The sequence below is a fragment of the Mycobacterium sp. NBC_00419 genome, from assembly GCF_036023875.1.
In the GTDB taxonomy this organism is placed as follows: domain Bacteria; phylum Actinomycetota; class Actinomycetes; order Mycobacteriales; family Mycobacteriaceae; genus Mycobacterium.
The window spans coordinates 4,683,859-4,703,886 of record NZ_CP107931.1 but is presented as its reverse complement, the minus strand read 5'-3'; the positions used below and the strand labels follow the sequence as shown (position 1 = coordinate 4,703,886).

General features: G+C 67.4%; 20 protein-coding genes. 5 read left to right on the top strand and 15 right to left on the bottom strand.

Features of this window, described 5'->3' with window-relative positions; translation table 11 throughout:
- Window position 1: 1 nt before the first annotated feature.
- From rimM to OG976_RS22495, 5 genes are all read right to left on the bottom strand, one after another.
- Window positions 2-535, bottom strand: coding sequence for a ribosome maturation factor RimM (rimM, locus tag OG976_RS22515; protein ID WP_328353886.1), 534 nt, complete (start codon window positions 533-535; stop codon window positions 2-4).
- Between the two features lie 43 nt (window positions 536-578).
- Window positions 579-821: an RNA-binding protein gene (locus OG976_RS22510; protein ID WP_328353883.1), complete on the bottom strand. Its 243-nt coding sequence runs from the start codon at window positions 819-821 to the stop codon at window positions 579-581.
- Window positions 818-1,327 (bottom strand): 30S ribosomal protein S16, encoded by a 510-nt coding sequence (gene rpsP / locus OG976_RS22505; protein WP_328353880.1) that lies wholly within the window; start codon window positions 1,325-1,327, stop codon window positions 818-820. Before rpsP ends, OG976_RS22510 begins: the two co-directional genes overlap by 4 nt.
- A gap of 156 nt (window positions 1,328-1,483) precedes the next feature.
- Window positions 1,484-2,410, bottom strand: coding sequence for an amidohydrolase family protein (locus tag OG976_RS22500; protein WP_442930372.1), 927 nt, complete (start codon window positions 2,408-2,410; stop codon window positions 1,484-1,486).
- Window positions 2,389-2,805 carry a nuclear transport factor 2 family protein gene (locus OG976_RS22495; protein WP_328353877.1) on the bottom strand — a complete coding sequence of 139 codons (417 nt, stop codon included), beginning with the start codon at window positions 2,803-2,805 and terminating at the stop codon, window positions 2,389-2,391. Before OG976_RS22495 ends, OG976_RS22500 begins: the two co-directional genes overlap by 22 nt.
- A gap of 58 nt (window positions 2,806-2,863) precedes the next feature.
- On the opposite strand from OG976_RS22495, the gene OG976_RS22490 reads away from it, so the two are divergent.
- Window positions 2,864-3,745 carry a D-alanyl-D-alanine carboxypeptidase family protein gene (locus tag OG976_RS22490; protein ID WP_328353874.1) on the top strand — a complete coding sequence of 294 codons (882 nt, stop codon included), beginning with the start codon at window positions 2,864-2,866 and terminating at the stop codon, window positions 3,743-3,745.
- Here OG976_RS22490 and OG976_RS22485 read toward each other — a convergent pair whose 3' ends face one another.
- Entirely contained in the window at window positions 3,746-4,405 is a 660-nt protein-coding gene (locus OG976_RS22485) for a DUF1942 domain-containing protein (RefSeq protein ID WP_328353871.1), read from the bottom strand.
- A gap of 157 nt (window positions 4,406-4,562) precedes the next feature.
- Here OG976_RS22485 and OG976_RS22480 point away from each other — a divergent pair, with 157 nt between their 5' ends.
- From OG976_RS22480 to OG976_RS22470, 3 genes are all read left to right on the top strand, one after another.
- Window positions 4,563-5,414 (top strand): D-alanyl-D-alanine carboxypeptidase family protein, encoded by an 852-nt coding sequence (locus OG976_RS22480; RefSeq protein ID WP_328353868.1) that lies wholly within the window; start codon window positions 4,563-4,565, stop codon window positions 5,412-5,414.
- Between the two features lie 43 nt (window positions 5,415-5,457).
- Complete coding sequence (locus tag OG976_RS22475; RefSeq protein WP_328353865.1) at window positions 5,458-6,804, top strand: HNH endonuclease signature motif containing protein; 1,347 nt, start codon at window positions 5,458-5,460, stop codon at window positions 6,802-6,804.
- Window positions 6,805-6,945: 141 nt separating this feature from the next.
- Complete coding sequence (locus tag OG976_RS22470; protein ID WP_328353862.1) at window positions 6,946-7,227, top strand: hypothetical protein; 282 nt, start codon at window positions 6,946-6,948, stop codon at window positions 7,225-7,227.
- On the opposite strand, the gene OG976_RS22465 is transcribed toward OG976_RS22470, so the two are convergent.
- Together OG976_RS22465 and ffh are read right to left on the bottom strand one after the other, a co-directional pair.
- Window positions 7,224-8,294, bottom strand: coding sequence for a metal-dependent hydrolase family protein (locus OG976_RS22465; protein ID WP_328353859.1), 1,071 nt, complete (start codon window positions 8,292-8,294; stop codon window positions 7,224-7,226). The two genes, OG976_RS22470 and OG976_RS22465, sit on opposite strands and share 4 nt — an antisense overlap.
- 4 nt (window positions 8,295-8,298) lie before the next feature.
- Window positions 8,299-9,849 (bottom strand): signal recognition particle protein, encoded by a 1,551-nt coding sequence (gene ffh, locus OG976_RS22460; protein WP_328353856.1) that lies wholly within the window; start codon window positions 9,847-9,849, stop codon window positions 8,299-8,301.
- A gap of 72 nt (window positions 9,850-9,921) precedes the next feature.
- Between ffh and OG976_RS22455 the strand changes: the two genes are divergently transcribed.
- Window positions 9,922-10,593 (top strand): HAD family hydrolase, encoded by a 672-nt coding sequence (locus OG976_RS22455; RefSeq protein ID WP_328353853.1) that lies wholly within the window; start codon window positions 9,922-9,924, stop codon window positions 10,591-10,593.
- Here the strand turns inward: OG976_RS22455 and OG976_RS22450 are convergent.
- The 7 genes from OG976_RS22450 to OG976_RS22420 form a co-directional block, all read right to left on the bottom strand.
- Entirely contained in the window at window positions 10,534-11,565 is a 1,032-nt protein-coding gene (locus OG976_RS22450) for an ABC transporter ATP-binding protein (RefSeq protein ID WP_328353850.1), read from the bottom strand. The two genes, OG976_RS22455 and OG976_RS22450, sit on opposite strands and share 60 nt — an antisense overlap.
- Window positions 11,562-12,530 carry an ABC transporter ATP-binding protein gene (locus OG976_RS22445; RefSeq protein WP_328353846.1) on the bottom strand — a complete coding sequence of 323 codons (969 nt, stop codon included), beginning with the start codon at window positions 12,528-12,530 and terminating at the stop codon, window positions 11,562-11,564. Before OG976_RS22445 ends, OG976_RS22450 begins: the two co-directional genes overlap by 4 nt.
- Complete coding sequence (locus OG976_RS22440; RefSeq protein WP_328353843.1) at window positions 12,527-13,468, bottom strand: ABC transporter permease; 942 nt, start codon at window positions 13,466-13,468, stop codon at window positions 12,527-12,529. Before OG976_RS22440 ends, OG976_RS22445 begins: the two co-directional genes overlap by 4 nt.
- Entirely contained in the window at window positions 13,446-14,426 is a 981-nt protein-coding gene (locus tag OG976_RS22435; protein ID WP_328353840.1) for an ABC transporter permease, read from the bottom strand. The genes OG976_RS22440 and OG976_RS22435 overlap by 23 nt, the downstream gene beginning before the upstream one ends.
- Window positions 14,426-16,111: an ABC transporter substrate-binding protein gene (locus OG976_RS22430; RefSeq protein ID WP_328353837.1), complete on the bottom strand. Its 1,686-nt coding sequence runs from the start codon at window positions 16,109-16,111 to the stop codon at window positions 14,426-14,428. Before OG976_RS22430 ends, OG976_RS22435 begins: the two co-directional genes overlap by 1 nt.
- Window positions 16,108-17,073: a PHP domain-containing protein gene (locus OG976_RS22425; RefSeq protein WP_328353834.1), complete on the bottom strand. Its 966-nt coding sequence runs from the start codon at window positions 17,071-17,073 to the stop codon at window positions 16,108-16,110. Before OG976_RS22425 ends, OG976_RS22430 begins: the two co-directional genes overlap by 4 nt.
- A gap of 436 nt (window positions 17,074-17,509) precedes the next feature.
- Window positions 17,510-19,993, bottom strand: coding sequence for a [protein-PII] uridylyltransferase (locus OG976_RS22420; RefSeq protein WP_328353831.1), 2,484 nt, complete (start codon window positions 19,991-19,993; stop codon window positions 17,510-17,512).
- Window positions 19,994-20,028 lie beyond the last annotated feature (35 nt).

Sequence of the window (20,028 nt, the reverse complement as noted above, 5' to 3'; positions counted from 1 at the left end):
CTCAGCCTGCGACGTCGTCCAGGTTCAACAGGCCTTCGGGAGGATCGATCTCGACGATTCCGTCGGCCAGTGACACCGAGGTGACGATGGCGCTGACGAACGGAACCAGGATTTCGGCACCGTCCTGGTCACGCACCGACAGCAGTTCACCGGCGCCGGTGTGCAGCACCTCGGCCACTGTCCCGACGTCCACGCCATCGACGCTACGCACCACCAGACCCTCGAGTTGGTGGTCGTAGAACTCGTCGGGATCAGCAATCGGCGGCAACTCACCGGAGTCGACCACGAACAGATGGCCCCGCAGCGCATCCGCCGCGTTGCGGTCGGACACCCCTGGCAACCGGACCAGCAGCCGTCCGCCGTGTGGACGGGCAGTCTCGATGACCACGTCGCGTCCGCCCTCACCGCGAGAAGGCCTCAGCCGCAAGCGATTACCAGGGGTGAAACGCTCCTCTGGCTCGTCCGTGCGGACATCGACGACGAGTTCACCGGTGATGCCGTGGGCTTTCACCACACGCCCGACGACCAGCTCCATGCCGGCTCTCCTCCCCGGGTCGCTTCGCTCGTGCCCGCACGACCTACTGGTCGGTGTCGACCACGTCCACGCGGATACCGCGGCCGCCGATTCCGGCGACCAGGGTGCGCAGCGCAGTGGCGGTGCGACCGCCGCGGCCGATCACCTTGCCGAGATCCTCGGGGTGGACGTGAACCTCCACGGTCCGGCCGCGACGGCTGGTGACCATGTCGACACGGACGTCGTCAGGATTGTCGACGATCCCGCGGACCAGATGCTCCACGGCGTCGACGACGGCCGAACTCATTCTGCGGCGGCTTCAGCGGTCTCGGTGGCCTCGGCAACCTCGGCGGCGGGCTCGGCGGCCTCGACAACCTCGGCGGCGGGCTCAGCGGCCGGTTCGGCCTCGTCGGCCTTCTTGGCCGGAGCCTTCTTCTTCTTGGGCTGGGTGGCCTCGCCGGACGGCGCACCGTCGGCGGCGGCGAGCGCGGCGTTGAAGAGATCCAACTTGCTCGGCTTGGGCTCCTTGACCTTCAGGGTGCCCTCGGCGCCGGGCAGACCCTTGAACTTCTGCCAGTCACCGGTGATCTTCAGCAGCTGCAGGACGGGCTCGGTGGGCTGAGCACCCACGGACAGCCAGTACTGGGCGCGCTCGGAGTCGATCTCGATGAGGCTCGGATCTTCCTTGGGGTGGTACCGGCCGATGACCTCGATGGAACGCCCGTCACGACGGGTGCGCGCGTCGGCCACGGCGATGCGGTACTGGGGATTGCGGATCTTGCCAAGCCGGGTGAGCTTGATCTTGACAGCCATGAACTACTACTCCTGATACATATGCCACGCTGCAATTCAGCGATGCGGGCGGATGCCCGATCCGGTTTTGCCTCACGTGTGTGACCGCGGGGCGGCGCATCCGAAGAAGCCGCGCGCGGACAGCCGCCCATTGTGCCAGATCGCCGTGATCAGGTGTTAATCGCCGGCACCGGCGCTGATCGGCCAAAACAGCCGTTTCGCGTTGTCGTGGAGCACGTTGCGGCACCACTGGTCACCGAGACCCAGACCGGTGATCGACTCGAGTGCGTGCTGATACGAGTACGGGATGTTGGGGAAGTCGCTACCGAACAGCACCTTCTCGGACAGCGCGACAAGCGTCGGCCGCGCATCGGGCGGAAATGGTTCGGTCTGCTCGATGAACGTGGTGAACGCCATCGTCGTGTCGAGGTAGACGCCGGGATGACTCAGGGCCAGCTCCATGAACTCCCGGTACTCGGGCAGCCCCATGTGGGCGACGATCAACCGGAGTTCGGGATGCCGGCGCAGAACCTCCGCGACGGGGCCGGGGCCGGTGTACCGACCCGGCTGGGGCCCGGAGCCGGCGTGGATCACCGTCGGGATCTGCGTCTCCTCCAGCAGCGCCCACACCGGTTCGAGTAACGGGTCTGTCGGGGCGTAGTCACCGACCTGGATGTGGGCCTTGAAGACCCGCGCCCCTGCCTCGATCACCCGGCGCACATATTCCGGCGCCGAGGGTTCGGGGTAGAACGTCGCGGTGTGCAGGCATTCCGGCACCTGCGCAGCGAACTGGGTGGCCCACGAGTTGAGCCACTCGGCCATGTCCGGCTTGTGCGGGTACACCAGCGACGTGAAGGCGCTGACACCGAACTGCCGTAGCCGCTGGACCCGTTCGGTCTCGTCGAGCCGGTACTCGATGGGCCAGGGGCGACCGACGAGCGGCCCGATCCCGTCGAAGTAGGCCCACACTTTGTCCATCACCCGCTTGGGCATGAAGTGGGTGTGCACGTCGACGATCGCGTCGAGTCCCAGCGTGTCCAGTAAGGCCCGGACGGCGGCGACTTCGGCTTCGGCGGTGGCGCTCAGAAGAACTTCTGGATGCACTTGGTCTCGACACGACGGGTCATCCGCCAGCCGTCGGCGGTGCGAAGGAACTCGTCGTCGTACCACAGCCCGCAGAACATGATCTGGCCGTCGTCGCCGAGTTTCATCGGGTTGAAGCAGATCGACCGCGAGGTCGCGGTGTCGCCGTCGATGCGCACGTCGACGTTGCCCAGCATGTGGTAGTACGCCGGGAAGTTCGGCATCACCTCGGCCAGCCAGGCTTTGACTTCGCCGAAGGGGCCGGCGATCCCGCCCATCGCCGTGTAGTCGATGTGCGCGTCCGGGGTGAAGACCCGGTCGAGGTCGTCGAAGCGTTGATTGTCGATCGCGGTGGAGTAGTCGATCAGCAACTGCTGGATCTCCAGCCGGTCCGAGATTTCCGCCAGGCTCAGCACCCGTCCGATTCAACACTGCATGTGGCGTTGCGCCCAGACCGGGTTAGGCTCGGACCCCATGGTGAGGCTCCTGGCCGCTCTCGCGGCATCTTTCGCCCTGATCATCACCACCGTCATCGGTGGCTGGTCGCCGGCCATCGCCGACACCGACCAGCCGCCCGGCTCGCTTCCGATTCCCGACGGCCCCGCGCCGGCGTGGATCGTCGCCGACATGGACACCGGGCAGGTGCTGGCGGGCCGCGATATGTACGCCCCGCATCCCCCGGCCAGCACCATCAAGACGCTATTGGCGCTCACCGCGCTCGACGAGGTCGACCTGAACGCCACCGTGGTGGCCAACGAGGCCGCAACCCGGGTGGAATGCAACTGCGCCGGAGTCAAACCCGGCCGCAGCTACACCGCGCGCCAGCTGCTCGACGCCGTGCTGCTGGTGTCGGGGAACGACGCGGCGAACACCCTGGCCGACATGATCGGCGGCTATCAGGTGGCCGTGGACAAGATGAACGCCAAGGCGGCCGCGATCGGGGCCAGCAACACCCACGCCACGTCGCCGTCGGGACTCGACGGACCTGGCGGACCCGGCTGGACCACCCCGCACGATCTGGCCGCGATCTTCCGCGCCGCGATGGCCAATCCGGTGTTCGCCGAGATCACCGCGCAGCCGGTCGCCATGTTCCCCACCGACACCGGCGACAAGCCGCTGGTCAACCAGGACGAGCTGCTGGTGCGCTACCCCGGCGCGATCGGCGGCAAAACCGGCTTCACCGACGCCGCCCGCAAGACCTTCGTCGGCGCCGCCGACCGTGGCGGCCGCCGGCTGGTGATCGCGATGATGTACGGCCTGATCCACGAAGGTGGACCGACCTATTGGGACCAGGCGGCCATGCTGCTGGACTGGGGCTTCGCCCAGGGCCGATCCGAGAGCGTCGCGGCACTGTAGCTAGCGGCGGCCGCCGCTGCCTGGCCCTTCGCCGCCACCGTTGAAGCCGGGCTGGGCGACGTCACCCTCGGTGAGCTGGAACGGCGGGGTAGCGAGGTCATTGGGGGTGGCCACGATCGCCGAGTTGCCATCGGCGGACCCAGGACCCGTCGCTGCCTGCTGGGAATCCGGCACAACCTGCGATGAGTCCTCGGCATCCTCCGGCACGATCACGGGCGCTGCGGTGCTGCCGGGCTTACCCGGCACCCAGGCGAGCAGGTCGCGAGTGCCGTCGTTGAAGACGACGCTGTTCGGGATGTCACCGACGACATCGAAGTAGAGCTTGCCGGTGTTTGAAGCACCCCAGATCGACGGGTAGAAATCGCCCGACTCGGCGCGGGCGCCGAACCTCTCGACGAACGCCGGGAAATTGCCACCGAACCCGTCGACGACCAGTTTGGCCGCATACAACTTGCCGTTGTGGGGCACCGGATCTGAACTGGGCTTGAGCTTGCCCACCGCGTAGCCGATGTAGGGAAGGCCATTGGGCCCGTTCAGGGTCTCCTGCTCGCCGTACACCCTGATGCTGTCGGTCGCCGACGCCGTGGCGGCGTTGACGGCGCCCAAGCCGAACGTCACAGCGGTGGCGGCGACGATTCCCGCCAGTTTCGTGATCTTCACAAGTCCTCCCGACCTGCTCGAATTCCACATCCCACGGCAGTTGCCTGCAAAAAGGCTACTGCTGGTGAACCCCGGTATGTGGGCAAATGGGATCTGCGATCAATCGGAGACCTCGCCGAACCCGCGCTGCGTCCTTGCCCGGTTAGCCTCGGCGCACATGCGTGTGTTCGCTGGGCGGTTGCGCCGCACTGTGCTGGCCGTGGCGGCGGCCTCGATGGCTCTGCTCTCAGCCGCACCCGGCGCGGCCGAACCGCTGCCCGGCGCCGCGTTCGTCGCTCCCCCGGATGGACCGGCCCGGGCGTCGTTGGTCGCCGATCTGGACAGCGGGCGCATCCTCGGCGGGCGTGATCCCTACGGCGCGTACGCGCCCGCCAGCACCATCAAGCCGCTGCTGGCGATGGTCGTGATGGACCTGGTCAACCCGGCGGCGGCGATGCGCGCGACGGCCGCCAACACCGACGTCGAGTGCACCTGCGTCGGCTTGGTGCCGGGGGCGGTCTATACCGCACGGCAGTTGCTCGACGCCTTGCTCATGGTGTCGGGCAACGATGCCGCCAACGCGCTTGCCGACATGGTGGGCGGCTACCAGGCCGCGATACAGCGGATGAATATCAAGGCCTACCAACTCGGCGCCCGCAGCACCCGAGCCGGCTCACCGTCCGGGCTCGACGGGCCCGGTTGGGAGTCGGTGACCAGCCCGCACGATCTGGGCGTCATCTACCGGGCAGCACTGAACTATCCGCTGTTCGCCCAGATCATCCATCAGAGCACCGCCCTGTTCCCGGATGGGAAGGGCGGCGCCAAGCAGATCGCCAGCCATGACCGCCTCCTGGCCAGCTACCCGGGGTTCATCGGAGGTAAGACCGGCTTCACCAACCTGGCCAAGGAGACCTATGTCGCGGTCGCGCAGCGCGGCGGCAGGCGACTGATCGCGGTGATGATGTACAGCGACGACGCCCTCTGGGATCAGGGCCGAACGCTGCTGGACTGGGGTTTCGCCCAGCAGTAGCGGGTCACGTTTTTTGTCGGTGCGTGGCGCTAGTCTTTCGAACATGCGTTCGATCATGGCGGTTCTCGACGACCTCGACACCCTGGTCGCCGAACTCGCCGCCGGCGATCTGGATGCGGTCGAGGACCTGCAGCGTTACCACGTGCTCGACCGGCTCGAATCCGCCCGGCGCCGCCAGATCGCGATCAGCCACGATCACCTGGCCCGCCTGCAGCACATCCCGGGCTGCCCACCGCCACCGATCAGCCTGGCCGACATGCTGCGGATCAGCCGCAGCGAGGCCCGCCGCCGCCTACGCGACGCCGAGGAGCTCGCGGCACGCACCACCCTGACCGGTGAGCCACTGCCGCCACTGCTCCCGACGACCTCGACGGTCTGGCACGACGGCCTGCTCGACGCCGAACACCTCCGCGTCATCCAGAAGTTCTTCCGCGAGCTGCCCGACCACGTCGGGCCCGCCGCAATCGAGAAAGCCGAAGCCTCGTTGGCTGAACACGCCACGAGCCTGCGCCCCGACCAGCTCGAGAAAGTCGCTGCCCGCCTCGCGATGACCCTCAACCCCGACGGCACCTTCTCCGACGACGACCGCGCCCGCAAACGCGGATTCAGCTGGTGCGGCGGACAACGCCCCGACGGCATGAGCGTCGGCAAACTCATCGCCAACCCCGAACTCCGCGCCATGCTCGACGCCTGGTTCGCCAAGTTCGCCGGCCCCGGCATGTGCAACCCCGCCGACCAAACCCCCACCGTCACCACCGAACCCAGCGCCGAGGTCGCCGAACGGGATGCCCGCAGCGTGCCCCAACGCCGGCACGACGCGCTAACCGCGCTGGTGCGCGGACAACTCGGCGATCCGAAACTCGGCCAACACAACGGACTACCGGTGACCGTCATCGTCTCCACCACACTGCAGGACATTCAGGCCAAGACCGGACAAGCCGTCACCGCCGGCGGCACCCTCATCCCAATGTCCGACGTGATCCGCATGGCCACCCACGCCTACCACTACCTCGCCCTGTTCGACGGGGTCACCGGCCAAGCCCTCTGGTTGGGCCGCACCAAGCGTCTGGCCACCGGCGACCAACGAATCATGTTGCACAACAAGGACCGTGGCTGTACCCGGCCCGGCTGCGACGCCCCCGGCTACCGCACAGAAGTCCACCACATCGACGAATGGGCCAAAGGTGGTCTGACCAACATCGACAAACTCACCCAAGCCTGCCCACCCGACCACAAACTGCTCGACGAAGGCTGGAGCGTACGAAAACGCGCCGACGGCACCACCGAATGGATCCCACCACCACAACTGCCCTTCCCCGGCGCCGGCATCAACACCTACCACCACCCCGAACGCCTGCTCAAAGACCGCGAAGACGACGGCGCTGCCTGACGCCCGTCCCCCGATCGGTGGATATCGACACCCTCCTCGGATGGGCCTGAACGGTGGACAGACGTCGTGCCCGCGACGGCCGATCGTATCCAGTACAGAACGCCGCCGAGGGTGGCGTCACAAGGTCGAGGGAGTATCGATATGAAGCGCACCAAGACGTCCCTGGTGGCTGTGATCGGCGGCGGATTGGCGGCATGCTCGCTGATTCTGGCCGGGCCGGCGGCCGCGGCAGGTCATCCCGGCCCGGGAGTCTCACGGCCGAGCGTAGGGAGTAACGAAGCCGCCCAACCCGCCGACGCGACCGATCACACGATCGGTTTGGAGTTGCCCATCGCCCCGGTCGGCGCGACCGGACCCGGCAACGCCGCGACAACGGCACAGCCAGACGATCCTGACTGGAAGCTGCTGGGCAACGCTGGCTAGAACACGCGGCCGCGCAGGATCACCCGGTCGGGGCGGGACAGGACGTCTGCGCCATCGCGCGGATCTTGTTGGAAGCAGAGCAGATCCGCCGAGGCTCCGTCGGCCAGAGCCGGTCGGCCCAGCCAGCGTCTGGCGTCCCAGCAGGCCGCACCGAGAGCGTCCGTCGCGGTCATCCCGATGCCCTTGAGCGCATCGACCTCGTCGGCGATTCGGCCGTGTTCGACATTGCTGCCCGCGTCCGTGCCCGCATAGATGGGGATGCCGGCGTCGCGGGCGGCGGAGATCCGCTGCGGGCAGTGGGCGTGCAGGTCGCGCATATGCGCGGCGTAGACCGGGAATTTGCTTGCGGCATCGGCGAATTCCGGAAAATTGTCGATATTGATCAGGGTGGGCACCAGCGCGGTGCCATGGTCGGCCATCATCGCGATCGTATCGTCGGTGAGGCCGGTGCCATGCTCGATGCAGTCGATGCCCGCGGCGATCAGGCCCGGCAGGGCATCCTCGCTGAACACGTGCGCGGTGACCCGGGCGCCGGCGTCGTGGGCGGCGGAGATGGCGGCGCGCAGCACGTCGTCGGACCACAGCGGTGCCAGGTCCCCCACCGACCGGTCGATCCAGTCTCCGACGAGTTTCACCCAGCCGTCGCCGGCGCGGGCCTGCTCCGCCAGCGCCTCGGGTAGCTGCCACTCGTCCTCGAGTTCGACGGCATGGCCGCGCCCATAGCGTTTCGGACGGGCCAAATGCTTGCCTGCCCGGATGATTCGCGGCAGGTCGTGATGGTCGTCGAGGCTGCGGGTGTCGGTGGGCGATCCGCAATCCCGCAGCAGCAGAGCCCCGGCCGCCCGTTCGGCCTCGGCCTGTGCGATGGCCTCGTCCAACGGCGTCTCGCCATGCGGACCCAGCCCGACATGGCAGTGCGCGTCGACCAGCCCGGGGATGATCCAGCCGCCGTCCCAGATCGTCTCGGCACCGGCAACCGCGTCCGAATGCAGGACACCGTCGACGATCCACCATTCGACGGGCTCGCCGTCCGGCAGGCCACGGCCCCGGATATGTAACGGCCCCAACGGTTTACGGCTTACCGGGGAACTTCAGCTTGGACAGGTCGAAATCGGCCAGACCGTGCGGCAACTCGTTGAGCCCCTCGGGCATGCCGGAAAGGTCCGGGAACCCGCCCGGCAGTCCACCGGCAAGCAACGGGTTACGGGCCTTCGGCGGCGTCGGGCCACGCCCGCCCTTCTTGCCCTTCTTGTTGTTCTTGGCGTTCTTCTTCGACGAACGGCGACCGAAGGGCATGCCCATCGCGCCGGCCATCTGCGACATCATCTTTCGGGCTTCGAAGAACCGGTCAACGAGCTGGTTGACCTCAGAGACGGTCACCCCCGAGCCGTTGGCGATGCGCAGCCGCCGCGAGGCGTTGATGATCTTCGGGTCGGCCCGCTCCTGCGGAGTCATGCCGCGGATGATCGCCTGCAGCCGGTCGAGCTGCCTGTCGTCCACCGCGGCCAGGGCGTCCTTCATCTGGCCCGCTCCGGGCAGCATGCCCAGCAGGTTGCCGATCGGACCCATCTTCCGGATGGCCAGCATCTGCTCGAGGAAGTCCTCCAGCGTCAGCTCGCCGGAGCCGATCTTGGCGGCGGCCTCCTCGGCCTTCTGCTGGTCGAAAACCTGCTCGGCCTGCTCGATGAGGCTCAGCACATCGCCCATGCCCAGGATGCGCCCGGCCATCCGGTCGGGGTGGAAGACCTCGAAGTCGTCGAGCTTCTCGCCGGTGGACGCGAACAGGATCGGCACGCCGGTGACCTCGCGGACCGACAGCGCCGCACCACCGCGGGCGTCGCCGTCGAGCTTGGTCAGCACCACGCCGGTGAACCCGACCCCGGCGCCGAAGGCCTCGGCGGTGGCCACCGCGTCCTGGCCGATCATCGCGTCGAGGACGAACAGCGTCTCGTCGGGGTTGGTCGCGTCGCGGATCGCGGCGGCCTGGGCCATCAGCTCTTCGTCGATACCCAGCCGGCCTGCGGTGTCGACGACGACGACGTCGAAGTGCTTGGCTTTCGCCTCGGCGAGGCCGGCGGCCGCCACGGCGACCGGGTCTCCCGGCGGGGCGTCATGGGACCCCTCTGCGGTGCCCGGGTGCGGGGCGAACACGCTGACCCCGGCCCGCTCGCCGACGATCTTGAGCTGACTGACCGCGCCGGGACGTTGCAGGTCACACGCCACCAGCAGCGGGGTGTGACCCTGGCCCTTGAGCCACTTGGCCAGCTTGCCGGCCAGTGTGGTCTTACCGGCGCCCTGCAGGCCGGCCAGCATGATGACCGTCGGCGGGTTCTTGGCGAACGCCAGCTGACGGCTCTCACCGCCGAGGATGCCGATGAGCTCGTCGTTGACGATCTTGACGACCTGCTGGGCCGGGTTGAGCGCGGCGGAGACCTCCGCGCCCTTGGCCCGCTCCTTGATGCGGTTGACGAACTCGCGGACCACCGGCAGCGAGACGTCCGCCTCGAGCAGGGCCAGGCGGATCTCGCGGGTGGTGGCGTCGATGTCGGCGTCGGTCAGCCGGCCTTTGCCGCGCAGGCCTGAGAGCGCACCGGTCAACCGGTCGGACAGGGATTCAAACACGAGATAGAGCCTAACCGGTGCGACGAGGACGCAAGTGGCCGCTCACGCGGGCGGTGAATACCCTTACACCCTGTGAGCGAGCTGCCGTCAGCGGTGAGTGGAATCGTGTTCGACTGCGACGGCCTGCTGCTGGATACCGAGAGCTGCTGGGCGCGTGCCGAGGCGGCACTGCTGGCCCGCTACGGCCGGCCTTTCGGTGAGCGTGAGCGCACCCTGCTGCTGGGCCGCACCGTCGAGGACATCTGTGACGCCATCGCCGCGCTGATCGGTCAGCCGGCCCACGGTACCCGGTTGCGTGACCCGTTGATCGAGCTCGTCGAAGCCGAGCTCGGCGACCGTGTGGCACAGATGGCGGGGGCGGGTGAACTTCTGGGTGCCCTTTCGCAGCGGTTTCCTCTCGCCATCGCCTCCAACAGCAATCGCGCGATCCTCGACATGATTCTCGACTCAGGCGGAATCGCCGGCCATTTCGCGGTGACCGTCGCGGCCGACGAGGTGGCCGACCCCAAGCCGCACCCTGAGCTGTATCTGACCGCCTTCGCCCGGCTCGGTGCGGCGGCCGCCGAAGGCGTCGCATTCGAGGACTCGGCCACCGGCGTTGCGGCGGCCCGTGCCGCGGGTGCCTACGTGGTAGCCGTGCCGTCGGACAGCGCGGCCGACCTCGACGGGGATTTCATCACCGACTCACTGCGTGATCCGCGGCTGCACGGCTGGGCGCGCACCGTCGCGAGCCTCGTCGGCTGAGCGGGCCGTCACGAAACAGGCCGCACGGTGACCGACTCCCACCGCCGACAGGGACGGGACAGTCTGCTCGCACCCGGTCCGCACCAGTGGGCATCGCGAGGCGAACGCGCATCCGGCCGGTGGCCGCTGGGCATCGGGCAGCTCACCACGTACGACCTCCGGCCGGGTCCGTACCGCCGGGTCGGGCGAGGGCATCGCCGACAGCAGCGCCCTGGTGTAGGGGTGGGCCGGCCGACGCAGTACCTCGTCGGCGGAACCCACCTCCACGATCCGCCCGAAATACATCACCGCGACGCGGTCGGCCAGCAAGACGGCGCTGGCGAGATCGTGGGTGATGAACAGCACTCCCAACCCGTCGTCGCGCAGACCCCCGATCAGGTTGAGCACGCTGGCCCGGACCGAGACGTCGAGCATGGACACCGGTTCGTCGGCCAACAACAGCCGCGGCTTCAGCGCAACCGCTGCCGCGATGGCCACTCGTTGACGCTGCCCGCCGGACAACTCGTGGGGAAACCGGTCAAGGACCCACGCCGCCGGCCCCAGCCCGACCCGCTCCAGCGCGGCGTAGACCGCCGCGTCCCGCTCACGCCGGGGGATGTGGTGGATTCGCAGGCCTTCGTCGACGATCGAGCGCACCGTCATCCGCGGATCGAGCGAGTCGTACGGGTCCTGATGGACCAGTTGAATCGCCCGGCGATAGGGCTGCAGCGCAGAACCGCGAAGCCGGGTCAGATCGGCGCCCTCGAACACGACCCGGCCCCCGCTGGGCCGCTGAACCCCCGCGATCGTCCGTGCGACAGTGCTTTTACCGCAAGCTGATTCGCCAACCAGGGCCACAACCTCACCGGCATTCACGGTCAGCGATACCTGTTCGACAGCGTGCACCACCGACCGCCGACGGCGCAGAATGCCGGCCGGCCCGACGGGGTAACGCACGGTCAGGTCGGACACCTCCAGCAGCGGCGCAGTCATCGCGACGCCAGCGTGGGCGAAGCGAGGTGGCAGGCGACCGAACCGATGCCATCGTCGACGTTGGCGGGTTCGACGTCTCGGCAGATATCGAGCACCGACGGGCAGCGCGGCGCAAAGGAACATCCCGATACCGGCGCGTCGAGCCGGGGCGGGTCACCAGCGATGGAGCGCATCCCCTTGTCGGACAGCGGGTTCGGGATCGCCGACACCAGTGCGGCTGTGTAGGGATGACGTGCGGCGGCGAGCAGCATGTCCACCGGGCCCTCCTCGACGATGCGACCGGCGTACATCACCGCCACCCGTTCGGCGACCTGCGCAACAGCCGGCAGGTCGTGGCTGATGAACACCAGGGCGATACCGAGCTCGTCGGTCACGTTGCGCAGCAGATCGAGGATCTCGGCTTGGACGATCACATCCAGCGCGGTGGTCGGCTCGTCGGCCAGAAGCACTTTCGGTCCGCACGCCAGCGCCATGGCCAGCGCGGCCCGTTGCCTCATGCCCCCGGAGAACTCGTGCGGATAGTGGGATGCCCGCCGGGAGTCGATGCCCACCAGTTCGAGCAGTGACCCGACACGGTCGCCGGCTTGGCGCCGGGTTGCCTTCTGGTGCAACCGGATCGGCTCGGCGATCTGCTCACCGATAGTGCGTACCGGATTGAAGGCGTTCATCGCGCCCTGGAACACCATCGCGATGTCGCGCCAGCGGTGCCTGCGCATACCGGCATCGCCACCGGCCAGAATGTCGACGCCGTCGAGCAGGACCTGTCCGGACACTTCGGCGTTGGGCGGCACCAGTCCCATCACCGCGAGCACCGCCGTGGACTTGCCGCACCCCGACTCCCCCACGATCCCCAGCCGACTGCGTGGCTCGAGGCCGAAGGTGACACCGCGAACCGCAGTGACTCGCTTTCCACCGGAGTCGAAGTCCACGTGTAGGTCACGCACCTCTAACAGCGGTTGCGTCATGCGGACTCCAGCCGGCCGTAATGGGGGCGCACCCGAAACCTGCGCACCGCCAGGTGCCCGACCCGCAGCCGCGGGTTGAGCGTGTCCTCCATGCCCTGCCCTGCGACAGTGGCTGCCAGCACGACCGCAGTCACTGCCAAGCCGGGCGGCAGCACGACCCACCAGGCGCCGGCGAGCACCGCTCCCTGGTCGAGCGCGTCCTGGATCATCCGTCCCCACGACACCACCGACGGGTCGCCCAAACCCAGGAAGCTGATGTAAGTTTCGGCGAAAATCGCATTGGCCACCATCAACACGGTGTTGGCCACCAGCAGCGGCATCACATGCGGCACCACATGGCGGGACAGCACCGACAGCGGCGAGGCCCCCATAGCCTCCACCCGGCGTACGAAGGTGCGCTCGCGCACCGACAGCACCTGGGCTCGGATCAGCCGGGCCGTCGAGGCCCAGTACACCAGTCCGATCACGATGACGATGTTGCCCAGGTTCTGGCCGAAGACGGCCGCCGCGACGATCATCAGCGGGATGTCGGGGATGACCAGGAAATAGTCGGTGATGCGCATCAGCACCCCATCCGTGCGCCCACCGAAGTAGCCCGCGCTCACGCCGATGACCCCACCGATGAGCATGCCGACCAGCGCCGCGATCGAGCCGACCAGCAACGAGGTCCGCGCACCGTGGACCAGTCGAGTCAGCACATCGAAGCCGCCACCGTCCAGCCCGAGCGGATGGGCGCCACTGGGCGCCGCGAAACCATTGCTGAACTGGGTGTCCACGCCGGTCGGCGAGATCAGCGACGCGGCCAGGGCGACTACCGCGAACGCGCCCAGGGCACACAGCCCGACGAGGGTTTGCCGGTTCCCGGTAACCAGACGGCGCAGGGTCCCGGCTCGCTTCGGAGTGTCACCGGAGCGCTCAGCCGGCGGCGACGCGACCATGGGAGATCCTCGGGTCGAGACGAACGTAGATCAGATCGGCGACGAGATTGGCCACCACCACGGCCAATGTCAGCAGTAGAAATATGCCTTGCAGCACCGGGTAATCCCGCTTGTTGATCGCGTCGACGGCAGCGAAACCGATTCCGGGGTAACTGAACACGTCCTCGACGACGATCGCTCCGGCCACGACGGAACCGGCCGACAACGCCACGATGGTCACCAGTGGCAGCAGCGCGTTGCCGAACGCATGACGACGCACGATCGTCCAGTCTCGCAGTCCCTTTGCTCGCGCAGTCAAGATGTAATCCTCGCCGAGAGTTTCGAGCATCGCCGAGCGCACGACGATCGCGTACTGGCCGTAACAGCCGATGCCTAGAGTCAACGCCGGCAATACCAGATGCCGCGTGCGATCGACCAGGAGATCCCAGGTGGAGGGCGAACCCAGAACATCGAGGGTTGCGCTCTGGATACCCACCGCAGGCAGACCCACCGCGGCCGCGACGTAGAACACCACCAGCAGGCCGATCCATTGGGTGGGCATGGCGTAGCACGCCAGTCCGGTCCACTGCGATGCGGCGTCCACCACGGTGCCACGCCGCCACGCCGACACCACGCCGCTGGCGACTCCCAGCACGAGCGCGATGAGGGTTCCCGCGACCAACATGGGCAAGGTGTTGGTCAGCGGACCGATAATGGCCTGCCACACCGGCTTTCCGGTCGCCACGCTGATGCCGAGGTCACCCCGCAGCAACTGCCCGAGGTACCGGAGGAACTGAACCGGCAGCGGGTCGTCAAGGCCGTAGCGTTCCAGCAGCGCCTGGCGCAGCTGCGGGGTGCAGCCACGGCAGCGCAGCGCCGACACCGCGTTGCCCGGCATCACCCGGAACAGGAAGAAGTTGATCGTCGCGGCAACCAGCACGGTGACGAACGCGAACCAGATTCGGCTCAGCGCAGCCATCAAGCCCGTCGCGGGCTGGTGTAGTAGGCCTTGCCGAGAGTGAACAACTCCGGCGCAAAACCGGTCCAGCCGTTCGAGCTGGCCGTGACCAGGTTGGTCTCCACAATCTGGATATAGGGCCTGGCGTTGGCGATCTCCGCCTGTGCCCGCCACACCAGTGCGCGCCGCGCCGCCGGATCGACGGTGGTGCGCTGTTGTTCATAGAGGGCGTCGTAGGCGGGGTTGCTCCAACCGGTGTCGCTGTTGTTGTTCAACTCGCTGGTGGTGACCACCCCGAGGTTGAAGTCGGGGTCGATGTAGGGATGCCAGTACCAGGTGAACATGTCGGCGTCCTCGTACGTGCCGTCCGGACCGGTGATGAGCGCGTAGGCCTGGGTGCCGTCACCACCGGCTTTCTCGCTGAGATCGACCCCGACCTTGCCGAAGGCACTCTTGAGCAGAGTGAACTGCAGGTGCCCGTCATAGTCGGTGTCGTTGGGCACGATGACGCTGTAGCGCATCGGGTGCTCAGGCTGTGCCTTCTCACCGCTGGTGGCCGGAACCACTCGGAGACCATCCGGTCCCCGCTTGTACCCCAGCGAGTCCAGCATCTGGTTCGCCTTGTCGACATCGTTGGGCAACGGTCGCACGTCGGGGTTCACCCAGTCGCCGGACCATCCGGACAGGATGCTGGCCCATGGCTTGGCTTCGCCGCCGAAGACCGTCCCGACGATCTGCTCTCGCGGCAGCGCATACTCGAATGCTTCACGCAGTTTCGGGTCTAGCAGCTCACGGTTGAGCTTCTTGGAATCGCTTGAGTTGAATCCGAAGTTGGTGACCTCGTTGCCCGGCTGGCTGGTCACCGTGATGCCGGGAACAGACCTCAGCTGAGCGGCATCTTTGAACGGGATGTTGTCGACGAATCCCAGCCGGCCGGCCTTCAGATCGGCGATGAGCGCGGTCGGGTTGGTGTAGTAGGTCAGCGCGACCGCCGAGGCATTGGGCTTGGGGCCGTAGAAGTTCGGGTTGGGCGTGAAGACCGTCGTGCCCTTGTCCTCGTACTTGGTGATGGTGAACGGACCCCCGGCCACCACTGGCAACTGCTGCTCGGGTTTGAAGTCGGTGAGCCCGGAGCCGTCGTCGCCCGTCGCGTGGGGCGCCCAGATGTGCTTGGGCAGAATGTACATCTGCTCAAGGTTGGCCATCGCCGGACCCATCGGCTGCTCGTAGTGGATGACCAGCGTCTGGGGATCGGGTGCTTCCGCGGACGCGACGCCGGCTAGAACCTTGGCCATCGAGGCGGTCGCCCCCTTGGCGTACTTCAGGATCGTCTCGACGGTCCACACCGCGTCGTCAGCTGTCAGCGGCTGCCCGTCGGACCACTTGCCGTCCTTGAGCTTGAAGGTGATGGTGTGGCCGTCGGGTGATTCGGTCCATTCCTTGGCCCAGTCACCTTCCAGCTTCAGTCCCGGGCCGTACTCCACCAGCTGGGGGTAGAGCATTGAATACGCGGTGCTGTCTTGAGTTTCAATGCCCACGAAGGGATTGAGCGACGAGATGTAATAGCTCGTGCCGATGGTGAGGACGTTGTCGGTGTTCGTGGCGCCGTTGGACGAACAGCCGGCGATCAACACTACGATCGCGGCAAGCACGGCGCCGAAGCGGCGTCCGATGAAGCGCGTAGTCGAGCCGATGTGCGCGCTCACAGGACGTTGGTCCAAGCCTGATGACCCGCGGCGTCCACGACGCGCACCCGGGCGTATTCGACTCCGCTGGTATCCAATTCGACTCTCGCGTGAGTAATCATGCCTGCTCCGTCGGTCTCGAAGATCTTGCCGGTACGCCGGCCGCCTCGGCCGGCGGTGATGCTGGCGCCGTTCTCCCGGCTGGTGGTCACGTGGATGGAACTCGCCGGCGAGCACCGGACCTCGACTCCGTTGTGGGTGATGTGGACCTCGAGGATGCTCGGTCCGCTCGACGCGTAGGAGTCACCGGCACGCAAGGCCGCGATCACCGCGCCCGGGGTACGTTCGGCGACCTTGACCCACGTCCACGCCAGCCCGATGTCGAACAGCGGCATATGTGAGTCGTCGGTGGCTATGGCGTGCAACCGAAGTCCGCGTTGCAACGCCTCGTCCCACAGCAGCGACGAGTCACCTCTGCCACCCTCGTATTCCGCACTGCCGTTGAAGATCTCGACACCGGCGAGGTGTGGGGCATCGTCGAAGGCATCCGAGCCCGCCCCCGTCCAGTAGGGATGCGCGACGTAGGCCACCCCGCCCTGCTGATGTGCCCACGCCGCACAGGCTTCGACCGACGGGAAGGTGCGCTGCTCCCAGTGTTCCTCGGTGTTGATCATCCAGTTGCGCCGATCTCCCCCGGGATCCTCAGGGATGTCGCCTATTCCGTACACCAGAACATCGGCGGTCCACCCCACCCGCCCCAGGTCGGCAGTGAGCTCAGCTGCCGGGACCATCATGATCTCCGGGACGTCGTCGACGACCGCCAGTCGCCAGTGATCGGTGAGGGCCAGCACGTCGAACCCCGCGGTCGCGTACTGGCGGGCGACTGCCTTGGGCGGCAGGTCACCGTCACTGACGGTCGAGTGGGCATGCAAGGCGCACCGCAGCCACTCTCCGTCACGCTCGAATACATTGGTCCCGGCCACTATTCGCATCCAACTTCTCGTCACCGCATCTTCGGACAGCCGGACAGTACACCGGCCTGAACCGTCGTTCAATTGATCGGAGACGCCTTGGATGACCTTCGGTGAATCGACGAATCAGCTCATCCCAGAACTGACCGCGACCGCAGCGGCCCCAGCGGTCTGCGTTACCAAGCGACCCGTCAGCGCGGTGGCCCGCGCGCGGCCACGAAGCGGCAGATCGCCGTTCAGGCAACGCGGACAGCATCTTTCGCGAACCCGGCTGATCCCGGGAGGTCACCAGCGGCACTCCGGCAGCGTTTGCCCGGCACCACTGGGCCGTTCAACCGAGCAATGAACGGTTCACATACTTCCCGCAAACACGAGGTTGGCGTTGCACCCACGCACGACTGTCGTTCACCCAGGTGAATCTGTCGTGAACTCGTTCGATCTCGCGGGTCTAGCTGGCCTCTTCGACGGGTTTGGCCGGCGTCACGGCAGGCAGCACGGCGTAGAGATCACGCTCGAGGGCCGTGCGGACGTCGTCGACCGAGTTCAGCGCCGGCACGGTGATACCGAACACGTCGACCACTGAGGAGCCCAGCGTGGTGATCTTGGCCCAGGCGATGTCGACGGCGGAGCGCTCGAAGACGTTGGTGAGCATCGCCAGCAGCCCGGTGCGGTCGGTGGTGCGGATCTCGACCAGCAGCTGGCCCGGACCGATGCCCTCGCGCCACAGAACGCGCGGCGGGGCCGGAGCGGAGTTGACCGGCACCGCCGGCTTGGGATCCCCCACCCGGCCGGTGCCGTACTGAGCTGCCTCGCGGTCACGCTTCTCCAGCGACGCGATCACGTCGAGCTCACCGTCGAGGGCCAGGATGAACTGCTGACGCAGCAGCTCGGCCGCGGGCGGTGAACCGAAGTGCGGCGAGACCACGAAGGTGTTGATGGCCGCCCCGCTGGCACTGTTGATGGCCGCGGAGTGCACCCGCAGCGAATTCAGTGCGAGCACACCGGCCGCCTTGGACAACAGGCCACGGCGGTCCGGTGCGATCACCGTCACGTTGTAGGTGTGCGCGCTCTCCCCCGGCGTCATCTCGACATGGACGCCGTGGTCGGCGGCCAGGGAAAGATGATGGGGATCAATAGGATCGGCCTGTGGCAGCGACTCCCCTGCCATCACCAGCCGGCAGCGCCGCACCAGGTCGCCGATCAGCGAGGCCTTCCAGTCACCCCACACCCCCGGCCCGGTGGCCAGTGAGTCAGCCTCGGCCAGGGCGTCGAGCAGTTCCAGCAGCACCGGATCGCCCTTAAGCGCGTCGACCACGTTGGCGATGGTCTGTGGGTTCTGCAGATCCCGCCGGGTCGCCGTGTCGGGCAGCAGCAGGTGATACCGCACGATCGCCGAGAGCAGATCGATATCAGAGGGCCACAGTCCCAGCCGGTTGCCCACCTGGACGGCGAGTTCGGCGCCGATGGCGCTGTGGTCTCCGCCGCGACCCTTGCCGATGTCGTGCAACAGCGCGCCGAGCACCAGCAGGTCCGGACGCGACACGCGGGTGGTGAACGCGCTTGCGCGGGAGACTGTTTCGACCAGGTGGCGGTCGACCGTCCAGATGTGGATCGCGTCGCGCGGGGGAAGGTCGCGCACCGCACCCCACTCGGGGAACAGTCGGCCCCACAGTCCGGTGCGGTCCAGCGCCTCCACCGTGGCCACGGTCGTGGGGCCGGCGGCCAGCAGTACCAGCAGATCCTTGAGCGCGTCCCGCGGCCACGGGGCGCGCAACTCCGGCGCCGAGTCCGCCAGCCGGCTCAGCGTCGACCCGGAGATCGGCAGCCCCGTAGTGGCCGAGGCGGCCGCAACCCGCAGGATCAGTCCGGGGTCACGCTCGGGCCGGGCGTCACGGGCCAGGATCACTTCACCGGCGTATTCGATGACACCTTCGTCGAGGGGTCGACGAACCGGCCTGCGCAGGACCGAAAGCCCGCGCCGCGGAAGCGCATTCGCCGCAGTGCGCAGGCCCGCGTCGACGTAGTAGCTGATGGTCCGGGCCGCGTCCGACAGAACCCGGGCCAGGTCGAACCGGTCGCCGATATGCAGCGAGGAGCCGATCTCGTCGGCGAACTGGGCCAGCAACTGGTCGCGGCCGCGCTTGGACACCCGGTGCAGTTCGGTGCGAACGTTGAGCAGGGCCAGATGCGCCTCGCCGAGCGAACCGGTGGGCGAGGCAACCGAATGGCTCGGGTAGACATCGGCGAGCTGGGCGATCGCCAGTGCGTTGAGCAGCTGAACGTCACGCAGACCACCGCGGCCGCACTTGAGGTCGGGCTCGGCCCGGTGCGCGATCTGCCCACTGCGCTGCCAGCGGGCCTGGGAGTGCTCGACGAGTTCCTCGAAGCGGGAGGCGATTCCGGTGCGCCACTGGCGCCGTGCGCCACCGACCAGCAGCGACGACAGCTCGGAATCCCCGGCGATGTGACGGACTTCCAGCATCGCCAGACCGGCCGAGATGTCCTCGCCGGCGACCTGAAGCGCTTCGGGCACCGTTCGCACGCTGTGGTCCAGCCGAATATTGGCGTCCCACAACGGGTACCACAACATCTCGGCCACCTGGCTGACGATCTCGGGTGGCATGTTGTCGTGCAGCAGCATCAGGTCCAGGTCCGTGTACGGAACCAGCTCCCGACGGCCCAGGCCCCCGGTAGCCACCAGTGCGAAGCCGCTGGTGGCAGTGATGCCGATCTCGGCGGCCTTGGTGGTGAGCCAGAACTCGTGCAGATCTAGCAGAGCGTCGCGTAGCGCGACCGAATCGAGTTGACGCTGGCCGCCTTCCAGCAATTGCTTGTTGGCCGCGGCGAGATCTTTGGCGGGCTTGAAAGAAGCCGCCGCCGGCGCCTCCCATCGGGGCGCGCCGGCGGCGGAATCTCTTGTGTGCTTTGTCATCTCAGTCCTCCTGCGGCCGTTGCCGACGAACTCTT

Excerpts from the sequence above, each read along its gene's own strand:
- rimM (WP_328353886.1), bottom strand. The coding sequence starts at position 535 with ATGGAGCTGGTCGTCGGGCGTGTGGTGAAAGCCCACGGCATCACCGGT.
- OG976_RS22445 (WP_328353846.1), bottom strand. The coding sequence starts at position 12,530 with ATGACGCAACCGCTGTTAGAGGTGCGTGACCTACACGTGGACTTCGAC.
- OG976_RS22475 (WP_328353865.1), top strand. The coding sequence starts at position 5,458 with ATGCGTTCGATCATGGCGGTTCTCGACGACCTCGACACCCTGGTCGCC.
- OG976_RS22440 (WP_328353843.1), bottom strand. The coding sequence starts at position 13,468 with ATGGTCGCGTCGCCGCCGGCTGAGCGCTCCGGTGACACTCCGAAGCGA.
- OG976_RS22435 (WP_328353840.1), bottom strand. The coding sequence starts at position 14,426 with ATGGCTGCGCTGAGCCGAATCTGGTTCGCGTTCGTCACCGTGCTGGTT.
- OG976_RS22470 (WP_328353862.1), top strand. The coding sequence starts at position 6,946 with ATGAAGCGCACCAAGACGTCCCTGGTGGCTGTGATCGGCGGCGGATTG.
- OG976_RS22480 (WP_328353868.1), top strand. The coding sequence starts at position 4,563 with ATGCGTGTGTTCGCTGGGCGGTTGCGCCGCACTGTGCTGGCCGTGGCG.
- rpsP (WP_328353880.1), bottom strand. The coding sequence starts at position 1,327 with ATGGCTGTCAAGATCAAGCTCACCCGGCTTGGCAAGATCCGCAATCCC.
- OG976_RS22450 (WP_328353850.1), bottom strand. The coding sequence starts at position 11,565 with ATGACTGCGCCGCTGCTGGAGGTGTCCGACCTGACCGTGCGTTACCCC.
- OG976_RS22420 (WP_328353831.1), bottom strand. The coding sequence starts at position 19,993 with ATGACAAAGCACACAAGAGATTCCGCCGCCGGCGCGCCCCGATGGGAG.
- OG976_RS22510 (WP_328353883.1), bottom strand. The coding sequence starts at position 821 with ATGAGTTCGGCCGTCGTCGACGCCGTGGAGCATCTGGTCCGCGGGATC.
- OG976_RS22490 (WP_328353874.1), top strand. The coding sequence starts at position 2,864 with ATGGTGAGGCTCCTGGCCGCTCTCGCGGCATCTTTCGCCCTGATCATC.